Origin of the sequence: Pseudooceanicola onchidii (assembly GCF_004959925.1) — a bacterium.
GTDB lineage: Bacteria > Pseudomonadota > Alphaproteobacteria > Rhodobacterales > Rhodobacteraceae > Pseudooceanicola > Pseudooceanicola onchidii.
Map to the genome: position 1 here is coordinate 1,463,471 of NZ_SPUW01000001.1, position 21,354 is coordinate 1,484,824.

Consider the following 21,354-nt stretch of genomic DNA (forward strand, 5'->3'; position numbering starts at 1 on the left):
AAGACCATGGCAAAAGTTGCGTTTCTGGGGCTCGGGGTGATGGGCTATCCGATGGCCGGGCACCTGCAGGCCAAGGGGCACGAGGTCACCGTCTACAACCGCACCGCCGCCAAGGCGGAGGCCTGGGTGAAGGACCACGGCGGCGCCATGGCAGCCACCCCGCGCGAGGCGGCCGAGGGGGCCGAGTTCGTCATGTCCTGCGTCGGCAACGACGATGACCTGCGGTCGGTCTGCACCGGCACCGACGGGGCCTTTGCCGGCATGGCCGAAGGCGCGATCTTTGTCGATCACACCACGGTGTCGGCACGGGTCACGCGCGACCTGGCCGCGATCGCGGCGGGCGGGGGCCTGGGCTATGTCGACGCGCCGATTTCCGGCGGGCAGGCGGGGGCCGAGAATGGCCAGCTGTCGGTCATGTGCGGCGGGGATGAAGCGACCTTTGCCAAGGCCGCGCCGGTGATCGACGCATATGCCAAGATCTGCCGCAGGCTGGGCGATGTGGGCGCGGGTCAGATCACGAAGATGTGCAACCAGATCGCCATCGCGGGCCTCGTCCAGGGCCTGTCCGAGGCGCTGCATTTCGCCCAGAAGGCCGGCATGGACGGCGCGCAGGTGGTCGAGGTGATCTCTCAGGGTGCGGCCGGGTCATGGCAGATGCAGAACCGGTACCAGACCATGCTGGACGATCATTTCGACCATGGGTTTGCCGTCGACTGGATGCGCAAGGATCTGGGCATCTGCCTGGATACCGCGAACGAGATCGAGGCTTCGCTGCCCGTCACCGCGCTGGTCGACCAGTTCTACAAGGACGTGCAGCGCATGGGCGGCGGGCGTTGGGATACCTCGTCGCTGATCAAGCGGTTGAACGGCGTGGAGTGACCGGATGCGCCCCGGCGTCAGCCCGGGGCGCACCTACCATGTGTCGATGAAACGGGGCGTGCCCCGGCCGATCGGCGGTGCCGCGCGGCGGGCGTTGACCAGCCATTGACGCGTCTCCATCGGGTCGATCACCGCGTCGATTTCCGTGGCCATCGCATAGTTCACGGCCTTCCCGGCATCGTAGAACCCCGCCAGAAGCTTTTCGAACAGCGCCTGTTTCGCCGCCGGGTCGGTTTCGGCCTCAAGCTCTTTCCGGTAGCCCAGGCGCACGGCCCCTTCCAGCCCCATGCCCCCGAACTCGCCGGTCGGCCATGAGACCGTCAGCGCGGATTCCTTGAACCCGCCCGCCACCATCGCCATCGCGCCCAGCCCATAGCCCTTGCGCAATACGACCGAATAGACCGGCACCGTCAGCGCCGCGCCGGTCACGAACATGCGGCAGACGTGGCGCACCAGCGCGGTCTTTTCGGCCTCGGGGCCCACCATGAAGCCGGGCGTGTCGCATAGGGACACCACCGGCAGCCCGTGCGCATCGCACAGCTGCAGGAACCGCGCGGCCTTGTCGGCGGCATCGGCATCGACCGCACCGCCCAGGTGCTTGGGATTGTTGGCGATCAGCCCATAGGCGCGCCCTTCGATCCGGATCAGCGCGGTGACCATCCCTGGCGCCCAGCCGCCCCGCAGTTCAAGCACCGATCCCGCGTCCGCCATGGTGCGGATCACATCGCGGATCTCGTAGACCCGCAGGCGGTTTTCCGGGATCGCCCGGCGCAATGCGCGCTGGTCCGGGGCCGTCCAGTCGGACAGGTCGCCCTGGAAATACGACAGGTACTGTTTCGCCACGGCACAGGCCTCGGCCTCGTTCGCGACGCGGATATCGACGACGCCATTGGCCCACTGCACGTCGATCGGTCCCACGTCATCGGGCGCATAGACACCCAACCCGCCGCCTTCGATCATCGCCGGGCCGGCCATGCCGATATTGCTGTCCTCAGTCGCGATCACGACATCGCAACATCCCAACAGCGCGGCGTTGCCGGCAAAGCACCGTCCCGCCACGACGCCGACGACCGGCACGTGACCCGAGAGCGCCGCAAAGGCGGCAAAGCTGGGCCCGTCCAACCCCGCAACCGAGGCACGTTCGGTATCGCCGGGCCGACCGCCTCCGCCCTCGGCAAAGAACACCATGGGCAGGGCGTGGTCGCCCGCCAGCTTGAAGATCCGGTCAAGCTTGCGGTGATGGCGCTGCCCCTGTGTGCCCGCCAGCACCGTGTAATCCCCGATGGCAAAGGCGCAGCGGCCGGCATCGCCAAAGCTGGCGCCGTTGACCATTCCCGTGCCGGTCAGGATGCCATCGCCCGGAGTGTTCCGCACCAGATCCTCGACCGAGCGGCGCTGCAGCTGTGCCGCCACGGCCAGATCGCCATACCCGTTGAACGTGCCCGGATCACACAGATCGGCCAGGTTTTCCTGCGCGGTCCGCTGGCCCTTGGCATGGCGTTTCGCCACCTTGTCGGGGCGGGCGTCATCGCGCCCCAGGGCGATGCGGTCGAAAAGCTCCTGCAGGTCGGGGCGGATGGCGTCGGGATCGAGCTCCTCAGCCTCGGCCGTGTCCTGATCGGGTCCATCCCCGGGGGTGAGCGACAGAAGAAGCGCGCCGGGCATCAGCGTTGCACCGGGCTGAACATGCAGCTGGGTGACGACGCCGGCCTCGGGCGCCTCGATCGTATGCTCCATTTTCATCGCCTCCAGCACGGCCACGACCTGGCCCTTGGCGACCGCCGCGCCGGGCTGGACCGACAGGTCTATCACCGTGGCCTGCATCGGCGCCGTGACTGCCAGATCGCCGGCCGCGACTTGCGCGATTGGGTGTTCGCCGGTTGTCCCTGTCTCACCGAAGGACGCCGTCGGCACCTGGATGGCGGCCTGCGCCAGGTCAGGGGCGTGGTCTTCGATGAACCGCGTGTGCAGGTCGTAGGTCTCGACCTCTGGCCGGGTCAGGATCGCCTGCAGCCAGGGCAGGGTGGTCGCCACGCCGTCGATCCGGAATTCCGACAGCGCCCGGCGGCATCGTGCCAGTGCCGATCCCAGATCCGGCCCCCGCACGATCACCTTGGCCAGAAGAGAGTCGTAAAAGCCCGAGGTCGCATAGCCCGCATAGCCGAACCCGTCGACCCGCACACCCGGGCCGGCAGGCGGATCATAGGCCGCAATCACCCCGCCCGAGGGCCGCACAGCGCCGTCCGGTCCAATCTCCTCCATGTTCACGCGGGCCTGCACGGCGACACCGCGCGGGCCGTCGGGCAGGTCAAGATCCGCGATCCGCGCGCCATTGGCGATGCGCAGTTGGAGCGACACCAGGTCGACGTCGAAAACCTCCTCGGTGATGGTGTGTTCGACCTGGATGCGGGGATTGGCCTCGATGAAGAAGACCTCGCCAGTCGCCCGATCCAGAAGGAATTCGAAGGTTCCGAGGCTGCGATAGCGGCCCGCCTCGGCCATACGCCGGGCGTGATCGTGCAGCGCCTTGCGGGTGGTGGGATCCAGCATCGGCGCCGGAGCGATCTCGATCACCTTCTGATGGCGGCGCTGAAGCGTGCAGTCCCGTTCGCCAAGGATGGCCACGCCGCCCTGGCCATCGCCCAGCACCTGCACCTCGATATGTCGCGCGCGCGGGATGAAGCGTTCGGCATAGACCGCGCCGTTGCCGAAGGCCGCCTGCGCCTCACGCGCGGCCTCCGCGACTGCGGCCCCGACCTGACCCGCGTCATCCACGACACGCATGCCGCGACCACCACCGCCGGCCACCGCCTTGACGACCATCGCGGCCCCCTCTGGCAGCGTCTCGAAGAACGACAGCGCACCGGCGGCATCCACGACCCCGGACGTACCCGGAACCACCGGCACCGCGCAGTCCACCGCCAGCCCGCGCGCCCGGACCTTGTCGCCGTAAAGCTCAAGCTGTTCGGGTGTGGGACCGATCCAGATCAGCCCCGCGTCCTCGACCAAGGCTGCGAAATCGGCGCTTTCACTCAGGAACCCGTAGCCGGGATGCACCGCACCGGCCCCCGACCGCCGCGCCGCCGAAACGATCTCGGCCGCGTCCAGATAGGCCTGAGCGCCCCTGCCGGGCAGACGCTCGGCCTGATCGGCGCGCAACACGTGCAACGACAGCGCATCATCACTTGGATGGATCGCCACGGTGCGCAGGCCTTTGTCCCGGGCGGTCCGGCCAAGACGCAGGGCGATCTCACCCCTATTGGCGATGAGCAACGTGTTGAAAAGGGTCATGTCCTGCGGTCCTCACTCCCCGATCCAGCGCAACGCCGAACCTCCTCCCGGGGTCGCCGGAGGGTTTCACCGGATCGCGTCGGGATCAACGGGAAAACGGGACAGACCTGTCGACTGCATGCGATTCATGCAGTCACGGTGGTAGCTTAGGGGATTTTGGCTCCGGCGGTAGGGATCGAACCTACGACCAATTGATTAACAGTCAACTGCTCTACCGCTGAGCTACGCCGGAACACGAGGGGGCGTATAGCAACACCGATTCAGCGCGTCCAGAGGCATTTCGTCATTAATTTGCGAAAATCTCATTTCGGCCCCTACGTCAGCCTGAAGATGCTGGTGGCGGTCAGCTCTCCGTCCGGGGCGACGGTGTTTTTCCCATAGAGGTCAATAAGATGCGCAAGGACGTTGCGTGCGGCGGCGGGCATGAGGTGGGCGGGCGTGTCGGTATAGACCCGGCCCGCAAGGGTGGCGGCGTCGGCGGGGCCATCGGACAGGGCAGTGAGGATCGAGGCCTCGCGCTGACGGCGATGCGCGACAAGCCAGTTCAGGCGGCCATGCGGATCGGTGATCTCGGGGCCGTGGCCGGGCAGGTACAGATGCGCGGGGCGTGACAGAAGAACCTCGCAGCTCTGCATGAACTGGGTGAGGTCTCCGTCCGGGGGCGAGACTATCGAGGTTGACCAGGCCATGACGTGATCGCCGGTAAAGACGGTGCCGTATCCCGCGCCGGTGTCACAGTCGAACGACAGGTGGTTGCAGTGATGCCCCGGTGTCCAGAGCGCGGTCAGCGACCAGCCGTCGCCCGCGATGACCTCACCATGCTCAAGCGCATGGTCGGGCGCAAAGTCGAAATCCATGCCTTCTCCGCCACCGAGCCCGCCCTGAGCTGCGAGGTGCTGCATCACGTCTGACTGGCCGCGCGTCGCGGGCCCGTAGGCATAGACCGGCGCACCGGTGGCCCGGGCAAGCGGCCCGGCCAAGGGCGTGTGATCCAGATGCGCGTGCGTGGTCAGGATGTGGGTGATGCGTTCGCCCGGGCGCAGGGCGTCCAGAATGGCCTCCAGATGGCCCTGGTTGACCGGGCCGGGATCGATGACCGCCACACCGCCCCCGGATCCGACCAAATAGGTGTTGGTCCCGGTATAGGTGAAAGGCGAGGGGTTGTCGCACAGGATGCGGCGGATGCCGGGCCCGACCTCTTGCGGGGTTTCTGGAAGGGCGGCGGTGTCGGGCTGGTGCATGGGATCGTCCTGTGGTCTTGTCCCCGGGTGAGGATCGGGGGCACCGTAACGATGGACTTCAGCTGGCTCAAACGATATGTGCCGCGCGGCCTGTACGGACGGGCGGCGCTGATCCTCGTGCTGCCGGTCGTCGTGGTGCAGCTGGTCGCGTCGGTCGTCTTCATCCAGCGCCATTTCGAAGGCGTGACGACCCAGATGACCCGCACCCTGACGGATGAGCTTGTGCTGGTGGCACAGGCCGGGCCCGAGGATCGCGACCGGTTGGCGGATGCGCTGAATTTCACCGTGGTCGAGGGGCGCGAGCCGCCCGTGCGCGATGTCCGGCGGTGGTACGATCTGTCGGGCGTCTCGGTGATCCGGACCTTGCGCAACCGCGTGCCGGATCTGCGGGCGGTCGAACTGCCGGATGACTATGTCGTGCGCGTGCATCTTGTCGGTGAGCCGCCCCTGACCATGAGCTTTGCCCGCAGCCGCGTGTCGGCCTCGAACCCGCACCAACTGTTCGTGAACATGGCGTTTTTCGGCGGGCTGATGACCCTGGTGTCCTACCTTTACCTGCGCAACCAACTGCGCCCGATCACCCGGCTGGCGGCGGCGGCCGAGGCCTTCGGCAAGGGCCAGACCGTGCCCTATCGCCCCGGCGGCGCGACCGAGGTGCGGGCGGCCGGACAGGCCTTTCTGGCCATGCGCAGCCGGATCGAGAGACAGATCGAACAGCGCACCCTGATGCTGTCGGGGGTCAGCCATGACCTGCGGACTCCGCTGACACGATTGAAGCTGGGCCTGTCGATGCTTGAGGACGACGAGAAGGAGCCGCTTGAGCGTGACGTGACCGAGATGCAGCGCATGATCGACGAATTCCTGGCCTTTGCGCGGGGGGCGTCGTCGGAACAGGTGGCCGAGGTCGACCCGATCGAGCTTGTCACCGCCATCGTCGAAGACGCGGCGCGGGGCGGGGCGAAGGTCACGCTGGACGAGGTCGACGGAGAGGGCACGGTCAACATCCGTCCGGGGGCGATGCGCCGCGCGGTCGAGAACCTGATTTCCAACGCCGTGCGCTATGGATCGCGGGCCGAGGTGTCGGTGCAGATGACCGACAAATCCCTGCGCATCAGGGTCAGCGACGATGGCCCCGGCATCCCGGCAGACCGGCGAGAGGAGGCGATGCGCCCCTTCGCCCGGCTGGAACCGGCGCGCAACCAGAACCGCGGATCGGGCGTCGGGCTGGGGCTGGCCATCGCGACGGACATCGCGCGAACGCATGGTGGCGTGCTGCGGCTGGGGGAATCGCGCAAGCTGGGCGGGTTACAGGCGGATATCGTGCTGGCGCGCTAATCCGTCGCCTCGGGCAGCATGGCGCGCAGGGTCTCAATGCGGTCGGCCTCTTCCACCGGCTTGTCGCGGCGGATCCGGGCAATGCGCGGGAACCGCATCGCCAGCCCGGACTTGTGCCGATTGGAGCGATTGAGCCCTTCGAACGCGATCTCAAGCACCAGCCCGGGCGCCACGGCACGCACGGGGCCGAAACGGTCGGTGGTGTTCTGCCGCACGAACCGGTCCAGCTCCTTCAGCTCTTCGTCGCTAAAGCCGAAATAGGCCTTGCCGACGGGGACAAGCTGATCTCCGTCCCAGACGCCGAAACTGAAATCCGAGAAATAGCCGGATCGTTTGCCGTGGCCACGCTGTGCATTCATCAAAACGGCGTCGATGCGCATGGGGTCGCGCTTCCACTTGTACCAATGGCCCCGGATCCGACCGGCCAGATAGGGGCTGTCCTTGCGTTTGATCATCACGCCTTCGATCACCGCTTCCGGCGGATCGGCACGCAGGCGGGCAAGATCCTCCCACGTCTCAAACGGCAGAACCGGCGACAGGTCGATGCGGTCCGGCGGCAGATTGGCGACCAACCGTTGCAACCGGATATGCCGATCCGGGAAAGTTTGATCCCGCAGATCGCGCGAATTTTCGATCAGAATGTCGTATATTCGCAAGGCGGCCGGATGTGTCTTCAACAGTGTCTTCGGCGCGGTCTTGCGGTTCAGACGCTTTTGCAGATCCCCAAAGGGCGCGACTTGATCGCCGCGCCGAACCAGCAGCTCTCCGTCCAGGGTGGCGTCAAAGTCCATCGCGTCGATCACATCGGGGAAGGCGGCCGAGATATCTTCGCCGGTCCTGGAATACAGGCGCTTCACCCCCTGGTCAGACACCGCCTGAACACGGATGCCGTCCCATTTCCATTCTGCCACGAAATCCTCGGGTGGCAGGTCGCGCAGCCCCTCAAGGTCGATGGCGGTCGACAGCATGACCGGGCGAAACGGCGCGCGGGCGGCGTTGACGGGTTTCTCACCGCCCTCGGCCCATTCGAACAGCGCGGTGTAGGGGGGTGTCAGCCCGTGCCACAGTTCCTCGATCTCGGTCAGGGGCAGGTCGCCGTACTGCGCAAAGGCCGTCCGGGCCAGCCGGGCCGACACGCCGACCCGCATCCCGCCGGTCGCAAGCTTGAGATAGGCATAACGATCGTTGGCCACCATCTGATCCAGCCGCCCCGCGATCACACCGGGCAGGGCATTGCGCCCCGTGGTCTGCAACTCGGCCACCAGATCGGGCAGATCGGGCGACACAGGATCGACCGGATCGGGCCAGATCAGCGCGATGGTTTCGGCCAGATCGCCCACGAAATCATAGGACTGCGCAAAGAGAACCTCGTCGATCTTGTCCACCGCCAGCCCCCGCAGCAGCGAAGGCGTGACCTTCTTGAGATCCAGATCCCCGGTCAGCGCGGCCAGCGCCAGCCCGCGTTCCGGGTCGGGCCGCGCACGAAAATAGCCGGTCAGCAGCCGCAGCTTGTCGTTCCGTCCGGGCGTCACGGCAAGGCTTTGCAGAAGATCGGCAAAGGCCTTCATTCCTCGACCTCGTCCTCGTAGCCCACCAGCCGAAGCGGCCGACCGACCCGCTGTGTCAGCTCGCACCACCGCATCAGCGCATCTTCGCGCCCATGGGTGATCCAGGTTTCCTGCGGCGCGAGCTCTTGGATCGTGCGGGTCAGGTCGGGCCAGTCGACATGGTCCGAGATGATCAGCGGAAGCTCGACCCCGCGCGCCTTGGCCCGGTTGCGGATCTGCATCCAGCCCGAGGCGAAGCCCAGGATCGGATCGGGAAACCGCCGCACCCAGGGCCCGTTCAGCGCGCCGGGCGGAGCGATCACGATCTCTCCGGCATAGTCGGCCTTCTTGCTGCGCTCGGCCGTGGCGGGACGAAGCTCTCCCAGGTCGATCCCCTGGTCGACGTGGTAGTCGCACAGCGCCTGCAACGCGCCGTGAATATAGATGGGCCGGTCCCACCCGGCGGCGCGGATCAAGGCGATCACCCGCTGCGCCTTGCCAAGGGCATAGGCGCCGATCAGATGCGCCCGGTCGGGGAAGGTCGCGAGCGAGGCCATCAACTTGGCCATCTCCTCTTCCGGCGCGGGGTGGCGGAAGACAGGCAGGGCAAAGGTCGCTTCGGTCACGAAGACATCGGCCGGAATCGGTTCCCACGGGGCGCAGGCGGGGTTCGGGTGGCGGCAATAGTCACCCGACACGGTGATCCGCATCCCTTTGTACTCCAAGCCGATCTGCGCCGATCCCAGGACATGCCCGGCCGGCCGGAAGACAACGCCGACGCCGTTGACCTCAACCCGGTCACCCCCCGCGGGCTGGCGATCCCGCGTGAACCCCGCGCCATAGCGCAGGGCCATGATGTCCAGCGTCTGCGGGGTTGCCATGACAGCGCCATGCCCCGAGCGCGCGTGATCGGCGTGTCCATGCGTCACCAGCGCCCGGGGCACGGGCGCGACCGGGTCGATGTAGAAATCGCCGGGCGGGCAATAAAGCCCCTGCGGTGTGGGATGCAGCATGTCGTCGTAACGCATGCATCTGACATAGGCGGAAGGGGAAGGTTTGGTAGGCCCGGCAGGACTTGAACCACAATGTTCGAATTCCACAAATTGTATGACGGTATCGCACATATTGTGTGGTAGACTTGTTGATATACCATGAAACCTGAAAGGAGGTGAATACAAAATGACAAAGAGACCTGGATCCAATACCGGCAGAAATGGTGGCATCTTCCAAGAAGTCGGCCCGCGAGGGGGGAAGAAGCCCAATTTCTCAACCGTTCCGGACAATACCCGTCTTCCACCAACGACCAAGCCTGGGAACGAGTGGAAACCGGTTAGGCGGACGCCTGACAGCAAACGTTGAGAAACTGCCATAGACGAGAACAGCTTGTCCAAGATCTGCTCTTGGGCAAGCTTTTCATGTAATCGTAAGACGGAAGGTTTGGTAGGCCCGGCAGGACTTGAACCCGCAACCAAAGCGTTATGAGCGCTCTGCTCTAACCAATTGAGCTACAGGCCCGCCATCCCCGTGGATTAGGCGAGGGGCGGGGCGTGGTCAAGCATCCTTGGGCCGGGTGGTTGGCGTCCGGTGGTTGGCCTTTGCCCGGCACGCCGCTAGGCTCGCCCCGCGCAAGGGAGGCGACACATGCAGGACATCATCACGACCCGGGTCGGCCGGTTCGACATTCTGACGCTGACGGACGGATTTGGCCGCGCGCCGAACGCGCTGTTCCCGGATTATGACGCCGACCGCGCCCATGCCGCCGCCGCCCAGTCCGGGGAGGCCTATGACGGCGAAACCGTATCCGTGCCTATCCAGGGGTTCGTGATCCGCGATGGCGATGACATCACGCTGGTCGATGCCGGTGCGCCCGATGGCTATTCGCCGACCACCGGCGCCTTCATGGATAATCTTGCCAAGGCCGGGATCGCGCCGGCCCAGGTGACGCGGCTGGCCATGACGCATCTGCACGTTGACCATGTCGGCCAGATGGTGCGCCCCGACGGGGCCAAGACCTTTCCCAATGCGCAGCTGATCCATGGGGCAGGCGACTGGGATCACTTCTTTTCCGATGCCGTCTATGACCGGACCCGCCCGGGCGGGCGTGAACGCGCCTCGCTTGACGTGTCGCGCCGGGCCTGCGCGCCCTATGCCGACACGCGGCGCGAGATCGGGGTCGAGACCGAATTCGCCCCCGGGCTGACCATGGTGCCGCTGCCCGGGCACACCCCCGGGCATTCCGGCATCCGCATCGACGACGGCGGCGACAGCCTGCTGATCTGGGGTGACACCATCCATTCCGCTGCCTTCCAGGTGGCCGAGCCCGACTGGGGCGTGCTGTTCGACGTCGATCCGGTGCAGGCCCGCGCCACCCGCAGGGCGCTGTTTGCCGACCTCGCCGCCAGTGGCTTGCCCATCCTCGGCCCGCATGTCCCGCAACCCGGGCCATGGCGGGTGGAAAAGGCGCGGATCGGATATCGCCTGACGCCCGCCTGACCCGTGGACAGTCGCGCCGCCGTGGTCTATCGGGGGCGCAACCATCCGGAGGGCCAGATGAGCGACATCAAGAACGGGATCACCTATGCCGACGCGGGCGTCGATATCGACGCCGGCAATGAACTGGTCGAGCGGATCAAGCCCGCCGCCAAGCGCACCGCGCGGCCCGGCACAATGGCGGGGCTTGGCGGCTTCGGCGCGCTGTTCGATCTGAAGGGGGCAGGGTACAACGATCCGATCCTCGTCGCGGCCACCGACGGCGTCGGCACCAAGCTGCGCATCGCCATCGACACCGGCAACGTCGACACCATCGGCATCGATCTGGTCGCCATGTGCGTCAACGATCTGGTCTGCCAGGGGGCAGAGCCTCTGTTCTTCTTGGACTATTTCGCCACCGGCAAGCTGAAGCTGGACGAGGCGACGGCAATCATCGAAGGCATCGCCAAGGGTTGCGAGGACAGCGGCTGTGCCCTGATCGGTGGCGAAACGGCTGAGATGCCCGGCATGTATCACGAGGGCGATTTCGACCTCGCGGGCTTTGCCGTGGGCGCGATGGAACGCGGGCAGGACCTGCCACGCGGCGTGGCCAAGGGCGACGTGCTGCTCGGCCTGACCTCGAACGGGGTGCACTCCAACGGCTACAGCCTTGTGCGCAAGATCGTCGAACGATCTGGCCTCAAGTGGTCCGACCTTTGCCCGTTTTCGGACGGCACCCTGGGCGAGGCGCTGCTGGCCCCGACGGCGCTTTATGTCAAAGGCGCGGTCGCGGCCGTGAAAGACGACTGCGTTCGCGCACTGGCCCATATCACTGGCGGCGGTCTGACCGAGAACCTGCCGCGTGTCCTGCCCGAAGGGCTGGGCGCCGAGATCGACCTGGACACCTGGACCCTGCCGCCCGTCTTCCACTGGCTGGCCGAACACGGCGGGATCGACCAGAAGGAAATGCTCAAGACCTTCAACTGCGGCATCGGCATGATCGCCGTCGTTCCCTCCGACAAGGTCGAGGTCGCGCGCCATCACTTCGCCGCCGCCGGGCATGACGTGGTGCAGCTGGGCCAGATCGCGGACGGGCAGGGGGTCAGCTATCGGGGCAGCCTCTTTTGAAGCGGGTCGCAATCCTGATTTCCGGTGGCGGATCAAACATGGTCAGCCTTGTCGACAGCATGACCGGTGACCACCCTGCGCGGCCCGTGCTGGTTCTGTCGAACAACGCGGACGCCGGAGGGCTGGCCAAGGCCGCCGAGCGTGGCATCCCGACCGCCGTTGTCGATCATCGCCCCCACAGGGGCGACCGCGCGGCCTTCGAGGCCGAGTTGATCAAGGTGATCGACGACGCCCGGCCCGATATCCTGTGCCTGGCCGGCTTCATGCGCATCCTGACCGAAGGCTTCACCGGCCATTACGCGGGCCGAATGATCAATATCCACCCCTCGCTTCTGCCCAAGTACCGCGGCCTGCACACCCACGCCCGCGCGATCGAGGCCGGTGAGACCGAGGCCGGCTGCACTGTGCACGAGGTCACCGCCGAACTGGACGACGGCCCCATCCTTGGACAGGCCCGCGTGCCGATCCGGCCCGACGACACGCCCGAAGCGCTGGCCTCGCGGGTGCTGGTGCAGGAACATCGGTTGTATCCCATGGCCCTGCGCCGCTTTGCCGAAGGCAACCGGACGACCTTTGACCTGCCAGCGGACTGACCGCGACACGACCGCTTTCATCCCGTCCGGGGATGGAATATAGAAGCTGAACCGCGTCACCGACGCTTCATATTCAGGACGAACCTGACCGCATGAAAACACTTACGACGACCGAAGACCTTGCTGCATTCTGCACCGAAGCGGCGAAATACGACTATGTCACAGTCGATACCGAGTTCCTGAGGGAACGAACCTATTATTCCCAACTTTGCCTGATCCAGCTTGCCATGCCCGGCGAGGACGACGAGACCGCCGTTCTGGTCGACCCGCTGGCCGAGGGGCTGGACCTTGCGCCGCTATACGACCTTTTCCGCGACACCAGCGTGGTCAAGGTGTTCCACGCCGCGCGTCAGGATCTTGAGATCTTCTTTGTCGATCAGGGCGTCATTCCCGAACCACTGTTCGACACGCAGATCGCGGCCATGGTCTGCGGTTTCGGGGAACAGGTCGGCTATGAAACGCTGGTCAAGCGGATCGCCAAGGAACAGCTCGACAAATCCTCGCGGTTCACCGACTGGTCGCGCCGTCCGTTGACCGATGCGCAGAAGAAATACGCGCTGGCCGATGTCACGCACCTGCGCAAGATCTATGAATTCCTGGCCGACAAGCTGAAGAAGCAGAAGCGCGAAGGCTGGGTGGCAGAAGAGCTCAAGGTTCTGACCTCGCCCGAAACCTACACGGTGGTCCCGTCCGAAGCCTGGCAGCGCGTGCGCACCCGCACCAATTCGCCGCGTTTCCTGGGCATCGTCCAGCAGTTGGCCGCCTTCCGCGAAGATTATGCGCAGCGCAACAACGTGCCGCGCAGCCGGGTCTACAAGGACGACGCGCTGGTCGAACTCGCCTCGACCAAGCCCGCCAACATGAAGGATCTGGGCCGGTCCCGCCTGCTGTTGCGCGAAGCCCGCAAGGGCGAGATCGCGGACGGCATCCTGGCCGCGGTCAAGACCGGGCTCGAGATGCCGCAGGAAGACCTGCCAAAGCCTGACACCACCAACCAGAAGCTTCAGGTGGATCCGGCGCTGGCCGATCTGCTGCGCGTCCTGCTCAAGGCCAAGGCCGATGGTGCAGGCGTGGCGCCGCGCCTGATTGCCGCGACGTCGGAACTGGATGCCCTGTCGGCCGGCGTGCGGGACGTGGCGGCGCTCAAGGGCTGGCGCATGGATGTCTTTGGCAAGGACGCCCTGCGGCTTTGCGACGGCGAGGTCGGGCTCGCCGCCCGCAAGGGCCGGGTCGAAATCGTCGAGCTCTAAGGCTTAGCGGCGCGCGGTCATCACGTTGGCCGCGCCCACCACTTCGATTCGCCGCACAGAGGCCAGTTCGGCATCCGTCAGCTCGATCGCGGTGACCACGCGGCGCGAGGCCTCGGTGCCCACGGCGCGACGCGGCTGGTAGGCGACGAAGGCATAGCGCAGCGTACCCTCGGGCACCTCGACATCCTCGACCAGGCGCAGGCCCAGATCATAGGCCGCCTGATAGGCCGTGACCCCTTCGGCCCGCAGGATCGCGCCCGACGGGTTCCGTTCGATCGCCAGAAGCGTGACCTGCTGGATCGGTGTCCGATTGTCGTCCTTTTCGCGCGCAGCCAGAAGACTGCGACGCGGCAGCAGCGGATTGCGCCCTTCCACGTTCTCGATCTGACGCGATTCCCCACGTCCGAACCAGTTGAACGGGTTGTACCGGCTATCCCGCACGGCACCGCAGCTGGTCAGCACCAGGGCGGATGCCAAAAGAAGGGGAATTGTCTTGCGCATGAAGGGGCCTCTCCTGTCTTAAGCTTGGGTAGCGCATTGAACCCGGGTTGAAAAGCCGTTCCATCCGCTGGACATGGGCGATCCGGGCGCTTACCTCAACCCCAGACCAAAGCTCCACACCAAGGAGGCGCAGATGGCCCAACCCGCATTCGAAGCGATCGTCGAGGATTTTGAGTTCCTGGAAGACTGGGAAGACCGCTATCGGCATGTCATCGAACTGGGCAAGGCGATGGATCCGCTGGAGGACGCGCTGAAGGTGCCTGCCAACAAGGTCGATGGCTGCGCCAGCCAGGTCTGGCTGTTTCCCAAGATCGACGGCGGCACGTTCCGGTTCGACGGCGAAAGCGACGCGATGATCGTGCGCGGGCTGATCGCGGTGCTGCGCGCGCTCTACAACGATCTGCCGGTGGCACAGGTTGGTGGCGTCGATGCCCAGGCGGAACTGGCCCGGCTTGGTCTGCAGGATCACCTGTCGGCGCAGCGGTCGAACGGTGTGCGCGCCATGATCGAACGCATCCGCACCGTCGCCGCCTGACCCATCACGGGCTCAGCCCAGGGTGCGCCCGGTGACGTAGCGCCGAAGCCCCGGCAGGAACAGGTCGATCTCGGCCGCTTCGACCGATTCCGGAAAGAACCGCACCAGGTCGAAATCCAGCGCATCGGGCATCAGCCAGCCGATCATCTCGCGCACCCGCGCGGCGTCGCTGGCATCAAGATCAAGGTTGTCCTGCGCCGCGACAAGGATCGCCAGCCGGTCCTGGATCGCCCGCATGCCGCGAAAGGCCTCCATCATGGGCACCTTGAGGGCCATGTCGTCCCGCCAGCTTTGCCCCGCGAACAACTCCTGCGTGACACGCTGGCCGGCGCCGCCGCAGGAATAGATCGTGCATCCGGAAAACCCCTCGACTCGCAGCCAGCGATGGATGCGGCAGCCGTGGCCGTCAAGGTTGGGGCAGGGAACCCCGGCAGGCTTGTCGATGGCAAAGTGTTCGCCCTTGTCGATCGTCAGGGCGAGACAGCACAGCGCGGCGCATTTGCTGCAATCTTCTTTGAGTGAAGGGATCATGCGGGTCCGGTCGGGTTGCGGTCAGACGGCGGCGGCCAGGGCGGTCGCCAGCTCTCCGTAGCCCGTGTAACGCCGCTCGAAGGCGAGGCCAAGCTTGTCGGCGGCCTGTTGCGCAAGCGCGGTCAGCGCGGGGTCATCCGTCTGCGCCAGATAGACCAGCGTCTGGTAGTGGCCGAAGTACATCGGCAGCAGTTCGGGGTGCTTGTCGATCTTGAGCCCGCGCCAGACAAAGGTATCGAACTGCCGTGCCAGGAAATCAGTGAGGTAGAAAGAAAAGACCTCGCCCCGCGCGTCAAAGGCGTCGACCCCTTCGAAGAAGGCATAACAATGCGGACCGCGGATCATCTGGACGCCCAGCCGGTCGCACACGCGCCCAAGATCCCCGCCCGTGCCGCAGTCGGCGTAGGCCACGAAGACCTGCTCATACCCGTCACGCCGTGCCAGGACGGCCTCTTCGACGGCCCCGGCGATCTTCTGCGGATGGTTGTGCAGGATCGCGGGCAGGCAGTGCAGATCGACGTGATCCCAGCCATTCACCCGGATCAGCGCCAGGATTTCGCGCGCCAATGCCCCGCAGGCCAATACAAGAAGGCGACCCCCGCCGGAGGCCGCCATTCCTTTCGTCGTAAGGTCCTGATCGCTCGGAACCTGCATCACGTCCTCCGCGTCGGGCGGATCAGCGCACCACGCCCTGGTTGTGCTTGCGTGCCATCATCGACTTGGCGGTTTCAACCGCCACGGCCGCGTCGCGGCAATAGGCGTCCGCCCCGATGGCCCGGCCGAATTCCTCGTTCAGGGGCGCACCGCCCACGAGGACGATGTAATCGTCGCGCTTGCCCTGTTCGACCAGCGAATCGATCACGACCTTCATGTAGGGCATCGTGGTGGTCAGCAGCGCCGACATGCCAAGGATATCGGGCGCTTCGGATTCCAGCGCTTCCATGTAGGATTCGACCGCGTTGTTGATGCCCAGATCGACGACTTCAAACCCGGCGCCTTCCATCATCATCGCGACAAGGTTCTTGCCGATGTCGTGGATGTCGCCCTTCACGGTGCCGATCACCATCTTGCCGACACGCGGCGCGCCGGTTTCAGCCAGCAGCGGCTTCAGGATGGCCATGCCGCCCTTCATCGCGTTCGCGGCCAGCAGAACCTCGGGGACAAAGAGGATCCCGTCGCGGAAGTCGTGACCCACGATGGTCATCCCGCCGACCAGCGCTTTGGTCAGGATATCATAGGGTTGCCATCCGCGTTCCAGCAGGATGTTGACCGCTTCCTCGATCTCTTCCTTGAGACCGTCGTAAAGGTCGTCAAACATCTGGTCGACGAGTTCGTCGTCGTTCAGCTCTGACAGGATGATGTCGGATTCGTCGTCGGACATGGGCTTTCCTCGATGCGCGTCATGGCGTGATCATGGGTCACCCTTGACGAATTCGTCGCAACCCCACTCCGCCTTTTGCGACATGGCAGCATCATCTACCGACCTCGCCACCCGTCGCGTCCTGATTTATCCCGTGCTCTCATCACCTTCGCGGCATCTTGCACCTGCCTCTTGTCAATGTTCCACCTTTGTTCCAGATTGCCGGGCATGACGCAGGACGCCCCGCCAGATGCCCTTCCCATAGACCCTGCCACGCGGCGCGGGCGGGCGGCCGCGACCAACCATACCGGCCGGTTCGAGTCGCAGTCCCGGATCGCCACCGACGATGGCTGGGACATCCCCGAAGACACCCCGCAGATCCGCACCGAACTGCGCGAGGAGATCGCGCGCAGCCTGATCACCTACAACAAGTCCCCCGATCTTCCCTTCGATCGGTCAATAAATCCTTACCGGGGGTGCGAACACGGCTGCATCTATTGCTTCGCGCGGCCGACGCACGCCTATCTGGGCCTGTCCCCGGGGCTTGATTTCGAAACCCGTCTCACCGCGCGGACCAACGCCGCCCAGGTGCTTGAGCGTGAACTGCGAAACCCGCGCTACACCCCCGCGACGATTGCCATCGGCACCAACACCGACCCCTATCAGCCGGTCGAGCGTGACCGCGCCATCACCCGCGCCTGCCTGCAGGTGCTGCGCGACTACAATCACCCCGTCGCGATCGTGACCAAGGGCACCGGCATCCTGCGCGACATCGACATCCTGTCGGACATGGCGGCCAACGGCCTCGCCTCGGTCGGGATCTCGGTCACGACGCTCGACCGCAAGATCGCCCGCACGATGGAGCCTCGGGTCCCCACGCCGGAAAACCGGCTCAACACAATCCGCCGCCTGTCCGAGGCCGGGATCCCCGTGCGCGTCATGGTCTCTCCGGTCGTGCCCGGCCTGACGGATACAGAGGTCGAACAGATCCTCGAAGCAGGGCGCGACGCGGGTGCGCGCACGGCCAGCTGGATCATGCTGCGCCTTCCTCTCGAGGTCGCGCCGCTGGTGCAGGGCTGGCTGGCCGAACACTTCCCCGACCGGGCGGCCAAGGTGCTCAACCGCCTGCGCGAGATGCACGGCGGGGAACTTTATGACGCGCAATGGGGCAAGCGGATGCGGGGCGAGGGGGTCTATGCCCAGATGATCGCCGCCCGCTTCGACGCGGCCTGCCGCAGGCTGGGGCTTGAAACCAGGGGCGTTCCGCTGCGCACCGATCTGTTCCGGCATCCGCCGCGCCCGGGCGACCAGCTCAGCCTGTTCGGCTGATCTTCACCTTCCCGAAATACTCCCGCCGGAGGCGACCGGCTCAGACCGGCAGGCGGGTGCCATGCGTCCCCCGTTCGCGATAGGGCGTCGTGCCATATTGCGCGCGGTAGCATTTCGAAAAATGCGAGGGCGAGGAAAAGCCGCATGCCAGCGCGACGTTGATCACCGACATATCCGTCTGCATCAACAGGTTGCGCGCCTTCTGCAGCCGCAGCTCCATGTAGTACCGCTTGGGCGACCGGTTCAGATACCGACGGAACAGCCGTTCCAGCTGCCGCGTCGACATGCCCACGTCCCGCGCCAGGATCGCCGGAGAGATCGGCTCCTCGATGTTCTTTTCCATCATGTGGATGACCTGGCTCAGCTTCGGGTGCCGCACGCCGATGCGCGTGGGCACCGATAGCCTCTGGGTGTCCTGATCGGTGCGGATCGACGAATAGATCAGCTGGTCCGCGACCGAATTCGCCAGATCCTCTCCGTGCGTGTCTGCAATCAATTTCAGCATCAGGTCGATGGACGAGGTGCCGCCGGCGGTCGTCATCCGCCCGCCATCGACGACAAAGACCGATTTGGTCAGCGTTACGTCCTCGAACTCTTCGGCAAAGCTGTCGTGATTCTCCCAGTGGATCGTGGCGCGCTTGCCGTCCAGAAGCCCGGCCGAGGCCAGCACATAGGCGCCGGTACAAAGCCCGCCGATTTTCAGTCCCTTGCGGGCCTCGCGCCGCACCCAGTTCAGCAGTGGCTTGGTCGCCGCCGCCTGCACGTTCAGCCCGGCGCAGATCAGCACGATGTCATCGCGCGACAGCTCGCCCAGCTTGGCGTCGGGGGCAAAGGCCGATCCCGCCGAACAGGACACCATTTCCCCTGATTCCGTCTGCACTTCCCACGAATACAGCTTCTGTCCCGACATGCGGTTTGCGATACGCAGACACTCCAACGCCGAGGCGAAGGACAACAACGAAAAGTTGTCCAGCAGGGCAAAAACGAAGTGGACTGGCTTGTCGGTCATGGCGGCCTCTTCAGGTTCCAAATGGGGAACGGGAAAAACCCTGTCACGCGACAGTTACATCCACAAGTGCCTCTATCACCTTCCTTTGCATGGGCTGTTTAACCGGTGGCGCATCAGGGGATGAGCTTTTATAACCCCGAAACCCTTATATTCCGGTGGAGGACAGGATCATGACCGGCTGGACCAAAAGCGACTGGCGCAAGAAGCCGCGGGTACAGATGCCCGACTATCCCGATCAGGCGGCCCTCGAGGCTGTCGAGGCCAAGCTGTCCAAGTATCCGCCGCTGGTTTTTGCCGGGGAAGCCCGCCGCCTGAAGGACGCGCTTGGCAAGGCGGGGCGGGGCGAAGCCTTTGTCCTGCAGGGCGGCGACTGTGCCGAGGCCTTCGATCAGTTCAGCGCCGACGCGATCCGCGACACCTTCAAGGTGATGCTGCAGATGGCCATGGTTCTGACCTTCGGGGCCAAGGTGCCGGTGGTGAAGATCGGCCGCATGGCTGGCCAGTTCGCCAAGCCGCGGTCTGCCCCGACCGAGTCGGTCGATGGCGTGGAACTGCCCAGCTACCGCGGGGATATCATCAACGATCTGGACTTCACGTCCGAGTCGCGAATCCCCAATCCCGACAAGATGTTGCAGGCCTACATGCAGTCTGCCGCGACGCTGAACCTGCTGCGCGCCTTTTCCACCGGCGGCTATGCCGACGTGAACGAGGTGCACCGCTGGATTCTTGGCTACACAGAAGCCGAAGAGGCCGAACGCTTCCGCGACATGGCCAACCGGATCACCGACACGCTTGATTTCATCCGCGCCGCCGGCGTGTCGTCCGACCGCCAGCATGCGCTGCGGCAGGTCGATTTCTACACCTCGCACGAGGCGCTGCTGCTGGAATACGAAGAGGCCTTCTGCCGCGTCGATTCCACCACCGGCCAGCATCTTGCGGGTTCCGGCCACATGATCTGGATCGGCGACCGCACCCGCCAGCCCGATGGCGCGCATGTCGAATTCTGCAGCGGCGTCCAGAACCCGATCGGTCTGAAGTGCGGCCCAACGATGACCGCCGAAGATCTCAAGGTTCTGCTGAAAAAGCTGAACCCCAAGAACGAGATGGGCCGGCTGACCCTCATCGCCCGCTTCGGTGCCGGAAAGGTGGCCGAACATCTGCCGCGCCTGATCGACACCGTCCGCCGCGAAGGCGCCAACGTCGTCTGGGTCTGCGATCCGATGCATGGCAACACGATCAAGTCGGACTCGGGCTACAAGACCCGTCCCTTCGACGCCGTGCTTCAGGAAGTGCAGGAGTTCTTCCGTGTCCACAAGGCCGAGGGCACTGTCCCCGGCGGCGTGCATTTCGAGATGACGGGCCTGGATGTGACGGAATGCGTCGGCGGCCTGCAGGAAGTGACCGACGAAGGGCTCAAGGACCGGTATCACACCGCCTGCGATCCGCGCCTGAATGCGTCGCAGTCGCTGGAACTGGCCTTCCTGATCGCCGAGGAACTGACCTCGATGCGGCAAGAGGCCCTGGCTGAAGCTGGCTGACTTAGCGACCATAAAATCGAACAGGCCCCGCATCTTGCGGGGCCTTTTTCATTTCAGAACGACCTGTTTGCGATCTTATTCAGAATGGTCGGTTTTCACCAGCCGCAGGTACGGCGCGGGCCCCGGTTCGAACCGTGTCTGGCTTTCCGCCATGCCAACCGGCCGGGACGGCGCGGGGCTGGGAACGACGTCCGGGACTTCCTGATCAAACACCCGCGCATCACCCAGCAACGGCGTGATCTCGGTATCGACGATATCGAACCGGCGGGGCGCGCGGCCGGTTTGTCCGCTGGCGACAAGGCAGCCCAGAACGCGGGTGATATCGCCCAGGTCGCTTTTCAGCGGCAGCAGGACCATCCGCGCCTCAAGCGCCGGCTTGCCGATCGCCTTGTCCGACCGCAGCACCAGTTCGACCTTGGAGGGACCCGCGAAGACCTCTTCCAGCGCGTCCGACATGGCGTTGCGGGAGTCGGCCGAGATCAGCGCCGACAGCGGCATGCCACGCACCTCCATGCCCATCAGTTCGGTCAGATGCGATCCCGCGATGCGCAACCGGCCAAGACCCGGCGCGATTCGTTCCAGCACGAAGGCGAATTCCAGCGCGCGTTCGATCCCGCGCGGATCGATATCCGAACGCCGGGGCACCAGCCGACCGGCGCGCAGGGCGTCCCAGTAGGCTTCGACTTCGCGCACCGGCTGAAACCGGGTCGCCGTGGCGAATTGTGTCATGTTCACGACCTTTGGGTCAGACTTCTTGTCCATTGGCATTGGAGGCGTCCCGTTCTTTCTCAATCATGCCCGACTGCGCCCCGTGCCTT

General features: G+C 65.3%; 19 protein-coding genes and 2 tRNA genes. 9 read left to right on the plus strand and 12 right to left on the minus strand.

Annotated features, from left to right (window positions below):
* The first annotated feature begins 6 nt into the window (after window positions 1–6).
* Window positions 7–879: an NAD(P)-dependent oxidoreductase gene (locus E4S58_RS07035; protein ID WP_136635607.1), complete on the plus strand. Its 873-nt coding sequence runs from the start codon at window positions 7–9 to the stop codon at window positions 877–879.
* Window positions 880–912: 33 nt separating this feature from the next.
* Here E4S58_RS07035 and E4S58_RS07040 read toward each other — a convergent pair whose 3' ends face one another.
* From E4S58_RS07040 to E4S58_RS07050, 3 genes are all read right to left on the minus strand, one after another.
* Window positions 913–4,170: an acetyl-CoA carboxylase family protein gene (locus E4S58_RS07040; protein ID WP_136635608.1), complete on the minus strand. Its 3,258-nt coding sequence runs from the start codon at window positions 4,168–4,170 to the stop codon at window positions 913–915.
* A 157-nt stretch (window positions 4,171–4,327) separates the two neighbouring features.
* Window positions 4,328–4,402 (minus strand) — tRNA-Asn (locus E4S58_RS07045).
* 82 nt (window positions 4,403–4,484) lie between these two features.
* On the minus strand, window positions 4,485–5,411 hold the full coding sequence (locus tag E4S58_RS07050) for an MBL fold metallo-hydrolase (RefSeq protein WP_136635609.1): 927 nt from the start codon (window positions 5,409–5,411) through the stop codon (window positions 4,485–4,487).
* 51 nt (window positions 5,412–5,462) lie between these two features.
* Between E4S58_RS07050 and E4S58_RS07055 the strand changes: the two genes are divergently transcribed.
* A complete protein-coding gene (locus E4S58_RS07055) occupies window positions 5,463–6,746 on the plus strand; it encodes an ATP-binding protein (RefSeq protein WP_136635610.1) in 1,284 nt (427 codons plus the stop codon).
* Here the strand turns inward: E4S58_RS07055 and E4S58_RS07060 are convergent.
* The 3 genes from E4S58_RS07060 to E4S58_RS07075 all read right to left on the minus strand — a co-directional run bounded on the left by E4S58_RS07060 (window position 6,743) and on the right by E4S58_RS07075 (window position 9,808).
* Window positions 6,743–8,314 carry a cisplatin damage response ATP-dependent DNA ligase gene (locus E4S58_RS07060; RefSeq protein WP_136635611.1) on the minus strand — a complete coding sequence of 524 codons (1,572 nt, stop codon included), beginning with the start codon at window positions 8,312–8,314 and terminating at the stop codon, window positions 6,743–6,745. The two genes, E4S58_RS07055 and E4S58_RS07060, sit on opposite strands and share 4 nt — an antisense overlap.
* Window positions 8,311–9,321: a ligase-associated DNA damage response exonuclease gene (locus E4S58_RS07065; protein WP_136635612.1), complete on the minus strand. Its 1,011-nt coding sequence runs from the start codon at window positions 9,319–9,321 to the stop codon at window positions 8,311–8,313. The genes E4S58_RS07060 and E4S58_RS07065 overlap by 4 nt, the downstream gene beginning before the upstream one ends.
* Window positions 9,322–9,731: 410 nt before the next feature.
* Window positions 9,732–9,808 (minus strand) — tRNA-Ile (locus tag E4S58_RS07075).
* Window positions 9,809–9,934: 126 nt separating this feature from the next.
* Here E4S58_RS07075 and E4S58_RS07080 point away from each other — a divergent pair.
* The 4 genes from E4S58_RS07080 (at window position 9,935) to rnd (ending at window position 13,733) form a co-directional block, all read left to right on the plus strand.
* Window positions 9,935–10,786, plus strand: coding sequence for an MBL fold metallo-hydrolase (locus E4S58_RS07080; RefSeq protein ID WP_136635614.1), 852 nt, complete (start codon window positions 9,935–9,937; stop codon window positions 10,784–10,786).
* A 57-nt stretch (window positions 10,787–10,843) separates the two neighbouring features.
* Window positions 10,844–11,890, plus strand: a complete 1,047-nt coding sequence (gene purM / locus E4S58_RS07085; RefSeq protein ID WP_136635615.1) for a phosphoribosylformylglycinamidine cyclo-ligase — start codon at window positions 10,844–10,846, stop codon at window positions 11,888–11,890.
* Entirely contained in the window at window positions 11,887–12,483 is a 597-nt protein-coding gene (purN, locus tag E4S58_RS07090) for a phosphoribosylglycinamide formyltransferase (RefSeq protein ID WP_136635616.1), read from the plus strand. The genes purM and purN overlap by 4 nt, the downstream gene beginning before the upstream one ends.
* Window positions 12,484–12,575: 92 nt before the next feature.
* Window positions 12,576–13,733, plus strand: coding sequence for a ribonuclease D (gene rnd / locus E4S58_RS07095; RefSeq protein ID WP_136635617.1), 1,158 nt, complete (start codon window positions 12,576–12,578; stop codon window positions 13,731–13,733).
* A gap of 3 nt (window positions 13,734–13,736) precedes the next feature.
* Here rnd and E4S58_RS07100 read toward each other — a convergent pair whose 3' ends face one another.
* Complete coding sequence (locus E4S58_RS07100) at window positions 13,737–14,234, minus strand: hypothetical protein (RefSeq protein WP_136635618.1); 498 nt, start codon at window positions 14,232–14,234, stop codon at window positions 13,737–13,739.
* Between the two features lie 133 nt (window positions 14,235–14,367).
* Between E4S58_RS07100 and E4S58_RS07105 the strand changes: the two genes are divergently transcribed.
* Window positions 14,368–14,769, plus strand: a complete 402-nt coding sequence (locus E4S58_RS07105; RefSeq protein WP_136635619.1) for a SufE family protein — start codon at window positions 14,368–14,370, stop codon at window positions 14,767–14,769.
* A 12-nt stretch (window positions 14,770–14,781) separates the two neighbouring features.
* Here the strand turns inward: E4S58_RS07105 and E4S58_RS07110 are convergent, their stop codons facing one another.
* From E4S58_RS07110 to E4S58_RS07120, 3 genes are read right to left on the minus strand one after another with little or no spacing between them, the layout of a single operon-like run.
* Complete coding sequence (locus tag E4S58_RS07110; protein ID WP_136635620.1) at window positions 14,782–15,300, minus strand: hypothetical protein; 519 nt, start codon at window positions 15,298–15,300, stop codon at window positions 14,782–14,784.
* Window positions 15,301–15,321: 21 nt separating this feature from the next.
* A complete protein-coding gene (locus tag E4S58_RS07115) occupies window positions 15,322–15,954 on the minus strand; it encodes a DUF1638 domain-containing protein (RefSeq protein ID WP_136635621.1) in 633 nt (210 codons plus the stop codon).
* A 22-nt stretch (window positions 15,955–15,976) separates the two neighbouring features.
* Complete coding sequence (locus E4S58_RS07120; RefSeq protein ID WP_136635622.1) at window positions 15,977–16,681, minus strand: corrinoid protein; 705 nt, start codon at window positions 16,679–16,681, stop codon at window positions 15,977–15,979.
* A 207-nt stretch (window positions 16,682–16,888) separates the two neighbouring features.
* On the opposite strand from E4S58_RS07120, the gene E4S58_RS07125 reads away from it, so the two are divergent.
* Window positions 16,889–17,989: a PA0069 family radical SAM protein gene (locus E4S58_RS07125; protein WP_136635623.1), complete on the plus strand. Its 1,101-nt coding sequence runs from the start codon at window positions 16,889–16,891 to the stop codon at window positions 17,987–17,989.
* 40 nt (window positions 17,990–18,029) lie between these two features.
* Here E4S58_RS07125 and E4S58_RS07130 read toward each other — a convergent pair whose 3' ends face one another.
* The gene (locus tag E4S58_RS07130; RefSeq protein WP_136635624.1) at window positions 18,030–18,998 is read right to left on the minus strand and encodes a GlxA family transcriptional regulator; all 969 of its coding nucleotides are present in this window, start codon (window positions 18,996–18,998) and stop codon (window positions 18,030–18,032) included.
* Window positions 18,999–19,168: 170 nt separating this feature from the next.
* On the opposite strand from E4S58_RS07130, the gene E4S58_RS07135 reads away from it, so the two are divergent.
* Window positions 19,169–20,536 (plus strand): class II 3-deoxy-7-phosphoheptulonate synthase, encoded by a 1,368-nt coding sequence (locus E4S58_RS07135; RefSeq protein WP_136635625.1) that lies wholly within the window; start codon window positions 19,169–19,171, stop codon window positions 20,534–20,536.
* A gap of 75 nt (window positions 20,537–20,611) precedes the next feature.
* On the opposite strand, the gene E4S58_RS07140 is transcribed toward E4S58_RS07135, so the two are convergent.
* Window positions 20,612–21,265 (minus strand): PAS domain-containing protein, encoded by a 654-nt coding sequence (locus E4S58_RS07140; RefSeq protein ID WP_240789483.1) that lies wholly within the window; start codon window positions 21,263–21,265, stop codon window positions 20,612–20,614.
* Between the last annotated feature and the right edge of the window lie 89 nt (window positions 21,266–21,354).

Coding starts and splice junctions, on each gene's coding strand:
- E4S58_RS07035 (WP_136635607.1), top strand. CDS start 7: ATGGCAAAAGTTGCGTTTCTGGGGCTCGGGGTGATGGGCTATCCGATG.
- E4S58_RS07040 (WP_136635608.1), bottom strand. CDS start 4,170: ATGACCCTTTTCAACACGTTGCTCATCGCCAATAGGGGTGAGATCGCC.
- E4S58_RS07050 (WP_136635609.1), bottom strand. CDS start 5,411: ATGCACCAGCCCGACACCGCCGCCCTTCCAGAAACCCCGCAAGAGGTC.
- E4S58_RS07055 (WP_136635610.1), top strand. CDS start 5,463: ATGGACTTCAGCTGGCTCAAACGATATGTGCCGCGCGGCCTGTACGGA.
- E4S58_RS07060 (WP_136635611.1), bottom strand. CDS start 8,314: ATGAAGGCCTTTGCCGATCTTCTGCAAAGCCTTGCCGTGACGCCCGGA.
- E4S58_RS07065 (WP_136635612.1), bottom strand. CDS start 9,321: ATGCGTTACGACGACATGCTGCATCCCACACCGCAGGGGCTTTATTGC.
- E4S58_RS07080 (WP_136635614.1), top strand. CDS start 9,935: ATGCAGGACATCATCACGACCCGGGTCGGCCGGTTCGACATTCTGACG.
- purM (WP_136635615.1), top strand. CDS start 10,844: ATGAGCGACATCAAGAACGGGATCACCTATGCCGACGCGGGCGTCGAT.
- rnd (WP_136635617.1), top strand. CDS start 12,576: ATGAAAACACTTACGACGACCGAAGACCTTGCTGCATTCTGCACCGAA.
- E4S58_RS07100 (WP_136635618.1), bottom strand. CDS start 14,234: ATGCGCAAGACAATTCCCCTTCTTTTGGCATCCGCCCTGGTGCTGACC.
- E4S58_RS07105 (WP_136635619.1), top strand. CDS start 14,368: ATGGCCCAACCCGCATTCGAAGCGATCGTCGAGGATTTTGAGTTCCTG.
- E4S58_RS07110 (WP_136635620.1), bottom strand. CDS start 15,300: ATGATCCCTTCACTCAAAGAAGATTGCAGCAAATGCGCCGCGCTGTGC.
- E4S58_RS07115 (WP_136635621.1), bottom strand. CDS start 15,954: ATGCAGGTTCCGAGCGATCAGGACCTTACGACGAAAGGAATGGCGGCC.
- E4S58_RS07120 (WP_136635622.1), bottom strand. CDS start 16,681: ATGTCCGACGACGAATCCGACATCATCCTGTCAGAGCTGAACGACGAC.
- E4S58_RS07125 (WP_136635623.1), top strand. CDS start 16,889: ATGACGCAGGACGCCCCGCCAGATGCCCTTCCCATAGACCCTGCCACG.
- E4S58_RS07130 (WP_136635624.1), bottom strand. CDS start 18,998: ATGACCGACAAGCCAGTCCACTTCGTTTTTGCCCTGCTGGACAACTTT.
- E4S58_RS07135 (WP_136635625.1), top strand. CDS start 19,169: ATGACCGGCTGGACCAAAAGCGACTGGCGCAAGAAGCCGCGGGTACAG.
- E4S58_RS07140 (WP_240789483.1), bottom strand. CDS start 21,265: ATGACACAATTCGCCACGGCGACCCGGTTTCAGCCGGTGCGCGAAGTC.